At 65.1% G+C, this 8700-nt stretch carries 6 protein-coding genes and 1 pseudogene; 5 read left to right on the top strand and 2 right to left on the bottom strand.

The features are described 5' to 3' along the window. Together KDW55_RS19040 and KDW55_RS19035 are read right to left on the bottom strand one after the other, a co-directional pair. Positions 1 to 157, bottom strand: a pseudogene (locus tag KDW55_RS19040) (succinate dehydrogenase, cytochrome b556 subunit); the annotation flags it as partial. A gap of 170 nt (positions 158 to 327) precedes the next feature. Next, entirely contained in the window at positions 328 to 1143 is an 816-nt protein-coding gene (locus tag KDW55_RS19035) for a GntR family transcriptional regulator (RefSeq protein WP_040141020.1), read from the bottom strand. Positions 1144 to 1440: 297 nt separating this feature from the next. Here KDW55_RS19035 and KDW55_RS19030 point away from each other — a divergent pair, with 297 nt between their 5' ends. The 5 genes from KDW55_RS19030 (at position 1441) to acnA (ending at position 8590) form a co-directional block, all read left to right on the top strand. After that, positions 1441 to 2427, top strand: coding sequence for a malate dehydrogenase (locus KDW55_RS19030; protein WP_040139409.1), 987 nt, complete (start codon positions 1441 to 1443; stop codon positions 2425 to 2427). 181 nt (positions 2428 to 2608) lie between these two features. Then, positions 2609 to 3613: an aldolase/citrate lyase family protein gene (locus KDW55_RS19025; RefSeq protein ID WP_212149814.1), complete on the top strand. Its 1005-nt coding sequence runs from the start codon at positions 2609 to 2611 to the stop codon at positions 3611 to 3613. Positions 3614 to 3836: 223 nt separating this feature from the next. Further along, positions 3837 to 4346, top strand: a complete 510-nt coding sequence (locus KDW55_RS19020; protein WP_040139407.1) for a hypothetical protein — start codon at positions 3837 to 3839, stop codon at positions 4344 to 4346. Positions 4347 to 4368: 22 nt separating this feature from the next. Continuing rightward, positions 4369 to 5820 carry a bifunctional 2-methylcitrate dehydratase/aconitate hydratase gene (locus KDW55_RS19015; RefSeq protein ID WP_212161608.1) on the top strand — a complete coding sequence of 484 codons (1452 nt, stop codon included), beginning with the start codon at positions 4369 to 4371 and terminating at the stop codon, positions 5818 to 5820. 52 nt (positions 5821 to 5872) lie between these two features. After that, positions 5873 to 8590, top strand: coding sequence for an aconitate hydratase AcnA (acnA, locus tag KDW55_RS19010; RefSeq protein WP_040139405.1), 2718 nt, complete (start codon positions 5873 to 5875; stop codon positions 8588 to 8590). The last annotated feature ends 110 nt before the right edge of the window (positions 8591 to 8700 follow it).

Raw genomic sequence — 8700 nt, 5'->3', positions numbered from 1 at the left:
GAAACAGCAAGAACGGCAGGAACAGGAACAGCAGCGCGCCGCTGACTCGGTGGAGAATCGACAATATCGCCGCCAGCGGCATCCGATATTTCAACGTGATGTCGCCGATTCCGATGTTCCGGTATTCCGGCCTCGGCTTTCTTACTGCGTCAGTCATGCTAGACCCCTACTATGTTGTCACACTAATCCGCGATTTTAGCGCCTTTTTATATCGCGCTGCAGCGAAAGTCTGCTCTGGATCGTTACGCGAACGGGAATAAAGGCGGCCCGAAACGTGCTATGCGAGCGTGGGAAACGCACATGCACGCCGCTTGTGCCGATACGTCGTCAGCTCAAGTCATTGTGATAGTAATACCCGGTCGTGACATACCATCCGCGCCGCACTTCCACCGGACGGTCGCCGTATGTATACGACACGCGCTCGACCGACAGCAGCGGAAAACCGGCGGGTACGTGCAGCAGGTCGGCTACCGCCGGCTCCGCCGCAACCGCGCGGATCTTCTCCGTCGCGCGGATCATCCGCGTGCCGAATTCCGTTTCGAACATCGCGTAGAGCGGCCCCTTGTACTCGCTCAACCGCTCGAACGTAAGGCCGCGGAACATCGCGCCCGGCAGCCAGATCTCGTCCAGCACCGTCGTTTCGTTCTCGAATTCCAGCAGCCGGCGCACCTGCACGACCGGATCGGCCGGCTTCAGATCGAGCTGCCGCGCGATCTCGGCCGGCGCACGCAGCCGCCGGCATTCGAGCAGACGGCTCACGTGCGGATGCTCGGCACCATCGTCGGCCAGCAGGCGCAGAAACCGGAACTGCGCGCGATCTTCGTTGTGCGTCGCAACAAAAGTACCCTTGCCCTGCCGCCGTACCACGAGGTTTTCGGCGGCCAGTTCGTCGATCGCCTTGCGAACGGTGCCCTGGCTGACCTTGTAACGGGCCGCGAGCTCCACCTCGCTCGGAATGATCTCGCCCGGCTTCCACTCGCCGGACTCGAGACTCTGCGTGATCAACGACTTGATCTGCTGGTATAAAGGACTGAACGTCGGCGACGTCGCGGCCGCCGTGGCCGGCACGGAATCACCCGCGCCCGGCTGCCCTGGGCCGCCTGCGCCGGTTGGATTCGCGTTGTTCGCCTGGTTCGATGTCATGGCGCGCATTTCATCACAAACCGCGCTTTTTCGTCCACTCAAATTCCGCAAAACATCTGTCTTATATAAGACATATGATACCGTTTGACTTTGCACGCGGCGGCTCCTACACTCCGGGGCGAGCAAGGGTTCGCGGGTGCAAAACGCGTCCCCGGCTACGTGCCACGGCCGTCTCCAGGTTCACCGCGTCTGCCTTTCGCGAGTCCTCCGCCCTGCTTCAATGCAACGCTACGCGTAACGCGCATAGAATGGCGTTTTGCCTAGCGTCCACCGCTTCACCCGTCCTGGAGATTTTCAATGGCTAAGCCCGCAAAGCGCGTTGCCGTCACCGGCGCCGCAGGTCAAATCGCTTACTCCCTGCTGTTCCGCATTGCGAACGGCGACCTGCTCGGCAAGGACCAGCCGGTCATCCTGCAACTGCTTGACCTCCCGCAAGCCCAAGCCGCCGTCAAAGGCGTCGTGATGGAACTCGACGATTGCGCGTTCCCGCTGCTCGCGGGCGTCGTGATCACCGACGATCCGAAGGTTGCATTCAAGGATGCAGACGTCGCGCTGCTGGTCGGTGCACGTCCGCGCTCGAAGGGCATGGAGCGCAAGGACCTGCTGTCGGCGAACGCCGAGATTTTCACGGTCCAGGGCGCCGCACTGAACGAAGTCGCAAGCCGCGACGTGAAGGTGCTGGTCGTCGGCAACCCGGCGAACACCAACGCGTACATCGCGATGAAGTCGGCTCCGGATCTGCCGAAGAAGAACTTCACGGCAATGCTGCGCCTCGACCACAACCGCGCGCTGTCGCAGCTCGCGGCCAAGTCGGGCAAGCCGGTCGCGTCGATCGAGAAGCTCGCGGTGTGGGGCAACCACTCGCCGACGATGTACCCGGACTTCCGCTTCGCAACCGCCGAAGGCGAGTCGCTGCTGAAGCTGATCAACGACGACGTGTGGAACCGCGAAACGTTCATCCCGACCGTCGGCAAGCGCGGCGCGGCGATCATCGAAGCGCGCGGCCTGTCGTCGGCGGCGTCGGCAGCCAATGCGGCGATCGACCACGTGCGTGACTGGGTTCTCGGCACGAACGGCAAGTGGGTCACGATGGGCATCCCGTCGGATGGCTCGTACGGCATCCCCGAAGACATCATCTACGGCGTGCCGGTCACCTGCGAAAATGGCGAATACAAGCGCGTCGAAGGCCTCGAGATCGACGCGTTCTCGCGCGAGAAGATGGACGGCACGCTGGCCGAGCTGCTCGAAGAGCGCGACGGCGTCGCCCACCTGCTGAAGAACTAAGCAGGCTGCACGGCCGGCCGCCTTCGGGCGGCCGGTCACGGCGCGAGCGGCGGGCCGACAGCCGGCCCGCCGCCCGATCCGATTCGCGCACGTTCTGCCGCTTCAGGCGCTCCACGCGCCGGCCCAGAGCGCGCCCGAATCCGATTTTCTCCACGTTGGCCGCTTCCTTGACGTAGAAGAGATGTCCGCGCTCACTCCTGCACAAGTGCTGTACGACGGCGCGTCGCCGCCCGCGATCCTGCCCTGCTGCGATCACTACGCGGGCAGCGAGAAGCTGATGCGCAAGTCGCTCGCGCTCCAGGCCGAACTCGGCCCGGTATTCGACATCACGCTCGACTGCGAGGACGGCGCCGCCGTCGGCCAGGAAGCGGCGCACGCGCAACTCGTCGCCGACATCCTCGGCAGCGCCGAGAACCGCTTCGGGCGGGTCGGCGTCCGCATCCACGACTTTTCCCATTCCCACTGGCGCGACGACGTCCGCATCGTGCTGCGCGCCGCGCGCGCACCGGCCTACATCACGCTGCCGAAGATCGCGAACGCCGCCGACGCGGCCGAAATGATCGCGTTCATCGAAGGCACGCGCCGCGAGCTCGGTCTCGCGCAGCCGATCCCGGTCGACGTGCTGGTCGAGACGCACGGCGCGCTCGCGCAGGCGGCCGCTCTTGCCGCGCTGCCGCTCGTCGGCACGCTGAGTTTCGGGCTGATGGACTTCGTCTCCGCGCATCACGGCGCAATTCCCGATGCGGCGATGCGCTCGCCCGGCCAGTTCGACCACCCGCTCGTGCGCCGCGCGAAGCTGGAAATCGCGGCCGCGTGCCATGCGCACGGCAAGACGCCGTCGCACAACGTGACGACCGAGGTCCGCGACATGCGCGTCGTCGCCGGCGACGCGCGCCGCGCGCGCGACGAATTCGCGTTCACGCGGATGTGGAGCATTCATCCCGCGCAGATCCGACCGATCGTCGACGCGTTCGCCCCGCGCACCGATGAAGTCGCGGTGGCAACCGAGATCCTGCTGGCCGCGCAGGCCGCCGACTGGGGCCCGACGCGCCACGGCGACACGCTGCACGACCGCGCGAGCTACCGCTATTACTGGTCGGTCCTGCGCCGCGCGAAGGGGACCGGCCAGCCGGTGCCGGCCGACGCCGCGCCGCTGTTCGGCCCGGCCGCCGGGAACGTTCGGTGAGCACGCGCCGACACACGGATTTCATCGAAGCGCGCACGCGCGAACCGGCGACACGTTTGCGAAACGACAAAAAACGTAACGGAGCCCGAAAACCTGAAATATGCGCGGCCAAATAGGTGAAAATAGCGGCCGCTGCGCGCTTCCGGGGCGCGTGCAGTTTCAAACCGGCCGGCGGCGTCGGCTGTCGGCCCTTGTCAACTGATAATCGAAAGGTTCTGACTCCATGAAGAAACTCCTGATCGCTACCGCCATCGGCGCGTTGTCCGCCACGATGCTGGTGTCGGCTCCGAGCGCGTTCGCGCAGGGCACGGCAACGACCGCGAAGAAGACGGCCAAGCGCCCGGCACCGGCGAAGCGCCTCGTTCCGCGCAGCAAGAAGGCGCAGGCACGTGCCGCAGCCAAGGTCGATCCGGTACCGGACGGCGCCGTCAAGTGGTCGTGCAAGGAAGGCCTGTCGTTCAACCTCGCCGGCGACATGAAGCGCGACCAGGTGGTCACGGTCCACTGGGCGAACAAGAACTACAAGCTGCCGCGTCAGGCGACGACGACCGGCGCAGACACGTTCTACGATCCGGCCGCCGGCTTCAAGCTGGTCGTGATCCCGACCAAGGCGATGCTGTTCAGCGACGCGAACGGCGGCGAGCGTCTCGCCGACGAGTGCATGACGCCGGAAATGGCACAAGGCGGCGCAGCGCCGACGCAGTCGAACGAGCTGAAGCCGGCAACGAACTAAGCGCGTTCCCCAGGGCTCCTCGATGTCCGCCTCGGTCTCCAACGTCCGCCCCGCTCCGGATTCGGTTCTCGTCGATATCGTCGACTACGTGCTGAATACCGGAATCGACAGCGCGCTTGCGCTGGAGACGGCGCGTCATTGCCTGATCGACACGCTCGGATGCGGCCTCGAGGCGCTGTCCTACCCCGCCTGCACCAAGCTGCTCGGCCCCGTCGTGCCGGGCACGATCGTGCCGAACGGCGCGAAGGTGCCCGGCACGTCTTTCCAGCTCGACCCGGTCCAGGCCGCGTTCGACATCGGCGCGATGATCCGCTGGCTGGACTTCAACGACACCTGGCTCGCCGCCGAATGGGGGCATCCGTCCGACAACCTCGGCGGGATCCTGGCGACGGCCGACTGGCTGTCACGCACGGCCGTCGCGGCCGGCAGGCAGCCGCTGACGATGCGCGACGTCCTGGTCGCGATGATCCAGGCCCATGAGATCCAGGGCTGTCTCGCGCTCGAAAATTCGTTCAACGCGGTCGGGCTCGACCACGTGCTGCTCGTGAAAGTGGCGTCGACGGCCGTCGTCGGCCGCCTGCTCGGGCTCACGCGCGATGAACTGATCAACGCGGTATCCAACGCGTTCATCGACGGCCACGCGCTGCGCACCTACCGCCACGCGCCGAACACCGGTTCACGCAAGTCGTGGGCGGCCGGCGACGCGACGTCGCGCGCGGTGCGCCTCGCGCTGATCGCGAAAACCGGCGAGATGGGTTATCCGTCGGCGCTCACCGCGAAAACCTGGGGCTTCTACGACGTGCTGTTCAACGGGCAGCCGTTCCGCTTCCAGCGCCCGTACCGCACGTACGTGATGGAGAACGTGCTGTTCAAGATCGCGTTCCCCGCCGAATTCCATGCGCAGACGGCCGTCGAGGCCGCGCTGCAGCTGCACGCTCGGCTCGCCGAGGTGGGCCGCACGACCGACGACATCAGCCGCATCACGATCCGCACGCATGCGGCCGCGCTGCGCATTATCGACAAGCAGGGGCCGCTCGCGAATCCGGCCGACCGCGACCACTGCATCCAGTACATGGTCGCGGTGCCGCTGCTGTTCGGCCGGCTGACCGCGGCCGATTACGAAGACGCGGTCGCCGCCGACCCGCGCATCGACGCGCTCCGCGCGAAAACCGCGTGCGTCGAGGATCCGCAGTTCACGAAGGATTACCATGACCCGGCGAAGCGCTCGATCGCGAATGCATTGACGATCGAATTCGCGGACGGATCGACGCTTGCCGAAGTGGCGGTCGAATACCCGATCGGCCATCAGCGACGCCGTGCGGACGGCATCCCGCTGCTGATCGAGAAATTCCGGACCAACCTTGCCCGCCGTTTCCCGGCAAAGCAGCAACAAGCGATTCTCGACGTGTCGCTGGACCAGGCAAAGCTCGAAGCAATGCCGGTCAATGAGTACGTCGATCTGTATGTGATATAGCCGTCATCTACAGGACACGTAGTTTCCTAGCCTTAAACCCAGGAAAATCACCATGGCCCACAATCTCCACAAGACTCTCAAGGAATTCGACAGCGGTTCCGGCAAAGGCAAGTTCTACTCGCTGCCGCAGCTCGGCAAGGAACTGAAGACGAAGATCGAACGCCTGCCGGTGTCGATCCGTATCGTGCTCGAGTCCGTGCTGCGCAACTACGACGGCAAGAAGATCACCGAAGAGCACATCGAGCAGCTCGCGAACTGGCAGCCGACCGCGAAGCGTGTCGACGAGATTCCGTTCGTGGTGTCGCGTGTGGTGCTGCAGGACTTCACCGGCGTGCCGCTGCTCGCCGACATCGCGGCCATGCGCGGTGTCGCCGAGCGTTCGGGCAAGAATCCGAAGAAGATCGAGCCGCTGGTGCCGGTCGACCTCGTCGTCGACCACTCGGTGCAGATCGACTACTTCCGTCAGAAGGATGCGCTCGACCTGAACATGAAGCTGGAATTCCAGCGCAACAACGAGCGCTACCAGTTCATGAAGTGGGGCATGCAGGCGTTCGACACGTTCAAGGTCGTGCCGCCGGGCGTGGGCATCGTCCACCAGGTGAACCTCGAATATCTCGCGCGCGGCGTCCACAAGAAGACGGACGGCGGCGACACCGTGTACTACCCGGACACGCTCGTCGGCACCGACAGCCACACGACGATGATCAACGGCATCGGCGTGGTCGGCTGGGGCGTGGGCGGCATCGAGGCTGAAGCCGGCATGCTCGGCCAGCCGGTGTATTTCCTGACGCCGGACGTCGTCGGCGTCGAGCTGAAGGGCAAGCTGCGCGAAGGCGTGACGGCCACCGACCTGGTGCTGACGATCACCGAAATGCTGCGCAAGGAAAAGGTCGTCGGCAAGTTCGTCGAGTTCTTCGGCGAAGGCACGCGCTCGCTGTCGCTGCCGGACCGCGCGACGATCGGCAACATGGCGCCGGAATACGGCGCGACGATGGGCTTCTTCCCGGTCGACGAGAAGACGATCGAGTACTTCGAAGGCACTGGCCGCACGAAGGCCGAGATTGCCGCGTTCGAAAACTACTTCAAGGCGCAGAACCTGTTCGGCATTCCGAACGCCGGCGACATCGACTACACGAAGACGGTGACGCTCGACCTCGCGACGGTCGCACCGTCGCTGGCCGGCCCGAAGCGCCCGCAAGACCGCATCGAGATCGGCAACGTCAAATCGACGTTTACCGAACTGTTCTCGAAGCCGGTCGCGGAGAACGGCTTCGCGAAGAAGGCTGAGGACCTGAACGCGCAGTACACGACGAGCAACGGCGTGAACGTGAAGAACGGCGACGTGCTGATCGCCGCGATCACGTCGTGCACGAACACGTCGAACCCGAGCGTGCTGCTGGCCGCCGGCCTGCTCGCGAAGAAGGCCGTCGAAGCCGGCCTGAGCGTCGCGCCGCACATCAAGACGTCACTCGCGCCTGGATCGCGCATCGTCACCGAATACCTGACGAAGACGGGCCTGCTGCCCTATCTCGCGAAGCTCGGCTTCGAAGTCGCGGCTTACGGCTGCACGACCTGTATCGGCAACGCAGGCGACCTGACGCCGGAGCTGAACGAAGCGATCACGAAGAACGACATCGTCGCGGCGGCCGTGTTGTCGGGCAACCGCAACTTCGAAGCGCGGATCCACCCGAACATCCGCGCGAACTTCCTCGCGTCGCCGCCGCTGGTCGTCGCGTACGCGATCGCCGGCAACATCACGCGCGACCTGATGACCGAGCCGGTCGGCAAGGGCAAGGACGGCTACGACATCTACCTCGGCGACATCTGGCCGACGAGCGAGGAAATCCACGCGCTGCTGAAGTTCGCGCTGGATCCGAAGAAGTTCGAGGACAACTACTCGAAGCTGACCAAGAAGGGCGATCTCTGGAGCAAGATCGAGGGCGAGACGGGCCAGGTTTACGACTGGCCGAAGTCGACCTACATCGCGGAGCCGCCGTTCTTCGGCAACGACTTCTCGATGGAGCCGGCCGCATCGATCCCGACCGTCAAGGGCGCACGCGCACTCGGCATCTTCGGCGACTCGGTGACGACCGACCACATCAGCCCGGCAGGCTCGATCAAGGAAGACTCGCCGGCAGGCAAGTGGCTGAAGGAGAACGGCGTGCAGAAGGCCGACTTCAACAGCTACGGCTCGCGCCGCGGCAACCACGACGTGATGATGCGCGGCACGTTCGCGAACGTCCGGATCAAGAACCTGATGATTCCGGCAAAGGCGGACGGCACGCGCGTCGAAGGCGGCCTGACGATTCATCAGCCGAGCGGCGAGCAGCTGTCGATCTACGACGCGGCGATGAAGTACGTCGACGCCGGCACGCCGACCGTCGTGTTCGCGGGCGAAGAGTACGGCACGGGCTCGTCGCGCGACTGGGCCGCGAAGGGCACGCAGCTGCTCGGCGTGAAGGCCGTGATCGCACGCAGCTTCGAGCGCATCCACCGCTCGAACCTCGTCGGCATGGGCGTGCTGCCGCTGCAATTCAAGGGTGCTGACAGCGTCCAGTCGCTCGGCATCACCGGCGAAGAGACCTACGACATCGAAGGCCTCGGCGACGACTTCAAGCCGCAGCAGGACGTCACGCTCGTGATTCACCGCAAGAACGGCGAAACGACCCGCGTGCCGGTGCTGCTGCGCATCGATACGCCGATCGAAGTCGACTACTACAAGCACGGCGGGATCCTGCCGTTCGTGCTGCGTTCGCTGCTCGCAGCGTAAGCGCCCTGCGTTTGCAGGTGCCGCAGCCGCCTCGCGGTGGCTGCGGCCGATTTGGATGCCCGACCTCGTGTCGGGCTTTTTTTCGTGCCGGTCGGTGGGCGGCTGCCGCC

The organism is Burkholderia sp. AU19243 (assembly GCF_018148075.1).
Lineage (GTDB): Bacteria > Pseudomonadota > Gammaproteobacteria > Burkholderiales > Burkholderiaceae > Burkholderia > Burkholderia latens_A.
The sequence above is the reverse complement of the archived record's forward strand: the minus strand, read 5'-3'. Positions and strand labels throughout refer to the sequence as shown.

Excerpts from the sequence above, each read along its gene's own strand:
- KDW55_RS19035 (WP_040141020.1), bottom strand. The coding sequence starts at position 1,143 with ATGACATCGAACCAGGCGAACAACGCGAATCCAACCGGCGCAGGCGGC.
- KDW55_RS19030 (WP_040139409.1), top strand. The coding sequence starts at position 1,441 with ATGGCTAAGCCCGCAAAGCGCGTTGCCGTCACCGGCGCCGCAGGTCAA.
- KDW55_RS19025 (WP_212149814.1), top strand. The coding sequence starts at position 2,609 with ATGTCCGCGCTCACTCCTGCACAAGTGCTGTACGACGGCGCGTCGCCG.
- KDW55_RS19020 (WP_040139407.1), top strand. The coding sequence starts at position 3,837 with ATGAAGAAACTCCTGATCGCTACCGCCATCGGCGCGTTGTCCGCCACG.
- KDW55_RS19015 (WP_212161608.1), top strand. The coding sequence starts at position 4,369 with ATGTCCGCCTCGGTCTCCAACGTCCGCCCCGCTCCGGATTCGGTTCTC.
- acnA (WP_040139405.1), top strand. The coding sequence starts at position 5,873 with ATGGCCCACAATCTCCACAAGACTCTCAAGGAATTCGACAGCGGTTCC.